Source organism: Lamprobacter sp. (genome assembly GCF_034860625.1).
Taxonomy (GTDB): Bacteria; Pseudomonadota; Gammaproteobacteria; order Chromatiales; family Chromatiaceae; genus Lamprobacter.
Map to the genome: position 1 here is coordinate 1 of NZ_JAYESN010000475.1, position 1,598 is coordinate 1,598.

At 62.8% G+C, this 1,598-nt stretch carries 1 protein-coding gene; it reads left to right on the forward strand.

The genetic code is table 11. The features are described 5' to 3' along the window. The coding region (locus VBE63_RS28980) for an AAA family ATPase (RefSeq protein WP_323686443.1) at window positions 1-1,580 on the forward strand (1,580 nt) is incomplete at its 5' end. Window positions 1,581-1,598: the final 18 nt, after the last annotated feature.

Sequence of the window (1,598 nt, forward strand, 5' to 3'; positions counted from 1 at the left end):
ACAACGCCGGCCCGATCAAGCCCGAGCTGCACTACCACCTGCCGTTGCTGGGGCGGCTCGACTGGGAAGATGTGCAGCAGCTGATCCGCGAGCAGCGCTACTTTGTGCTGCACGCCCCACGCCAGACCGGCAAGACCAGCACCCTGCTGGCCATGATGCAGGCGCTCAACGCCTCCGGCGAATACGCCTGCGCCTACGCCAATATCGAAGGCGCACAGGCTGCACGCGGGGATGAGACACAGGGCATACCAACAGCGTGCAGTGCCATTGCCCGCAGCATCGAGGACTATACCCAGAACCCAGCACTCAATCAGTGGTGGATGCAGGAGGGGCGGCAGCACCAGGCACAGGATCAATTGACCCAGCTGTTGCGCCACTGGGCGCAGATTACCCCCCAGTCCAACGTCCTGCTGCTGGACGAAGTCGACGCCCTGGTAGGCGATACGCTGATCTCATTACTGCGACAGATCCGCGCCGGCTATGCGCAGCGCCCCGAGCACTTCCCCCAGTCCATCGTGCTGTGTGGGGTGCGCGATGTGCGCGACTACCGTATGCACCAGGAAGGCGCCGAAGTGATCACCGGTGGCAGCGCCTTCAACATCAAGGCCAAGTCCCTGCGTATGGGCAGCTTCAACGAGACCGAGACGCGCGCACTGTGGTTGCAACATACGCAGGCCACCGGCCAGATGTTCGATGAGGCCATCTTTGCCGAGCTCTGGGAAGACACCCGCGGCCAGCCCTGGCTGGTCAATGCCCTGGGCTATGAGGTGACATGGGAGAACCGTGCCGCACGGGATCGCAGCCACCGTATCAGCCTCGATGACTACAAAGCCGCCCGCGAGAACCTGATCCAGTCGCGCGCCACCCATCTGGACCAGCTCAGTGACAAGCTGCGGGAACCGCGCGTGTGCAAGGTGGTGCAGGCGCTGCTGGTCGGTGAAGACACCGGCCTGCGCATGCCGGAAGATGACCTGCAATACGTTACCGACCTGGGCCTGATTGAACGCAAGCCGCAGATTCGCATCAGCAACCGTATCTATCAGGAAGTGCTGCCCCGGGAGTTGACCAGCGTACTGCAGGACACGCTGGTTGAGCAGCAGGCCTGGTACATCAACCCCGATCACAGCCTGAACATGCCCAAGCTGCTGGCTGCTTTCCAGCAGTTCTTCCGCGAGCACTCCGATAGCTGGAGCGAGGGCTTTGATTACAGGGAAGCCGCCCCGCAACTGCTGATGCAGGCCTTTCTGCAGCGCATCATCAACGGCGGCGGGCGCATCAGCCGCGAGTATGGCCTGGGCCGCAAGCGCACTGACCTGCTGATCGAATGGCCGCTGGACCCAGAGCAAGCCATGTATGGCCCACTGCAGCGCGTGGTGATCGAGCTCAAGCTGCTGCGTGGCAGGCTCGACACCGTGATCCAGACCGGCCTCGAGCAGACCGCGGACTACTGCCAGCGCGTGGGTGCCAAGGAGGCGCATCTGCTCATCTTCAACCGCGAGCCTACTGTGCCCTGGAGTGAGAAGATCTGGCATAAATCCGCCACCCACGCTGGCCTCGATATCGGGGTATGGGGGGCGTGACGGTGCAGCGATTCTTCA